This window comes from Tetzosporium hominis, assembly GCF_002265435.1.
Lineage (GTDB): Bacteria > Bacillota > Bacilli > Bacillales_A > Planococcaceae > Chryseomicrobium > Chryseomicrobium hominis.
The window spans coordinates 1-233 of sequence record NZ_NOKQ01000248.1; the positions used below are offsets into that span (position 1 = coordinate 1).

1 protein-coding gene is annotated in these 233 nt (G+C 45.5%); it reads right to left on the reverse strand.

Annotated features, from left to right (window positions below):
* Positions 1-233 (reverse strand): GntT/GntP/DsdX family permease (locus CF394_RS11515; RefSeq protein WP_439332873.1); only part of this gene is annotated, 233 nt, incomplete at both ends.

Sequence of the window (233 nt, forward strand, 5' to 3'; positions counted from 1 at the left end):
CAAGATAGCGCCCATCAGCACAATGGCAAGTATCGCTCTTTTTGCCCCGACAAGCCTGACAATCGTTTTCGCAATTGATGCCGCAAGCCCGGACATTTCAACGACTTTTCCAAAAATCGCACCGAGTAAAAATACCGGGAAATACAGCTTAATAAAACCCGCCATCTTCTCCATAAAAATCGATGAGAAAAAAGGAAGCACATGGCTTGGATCTGTCAGCAGCACCGCAAATA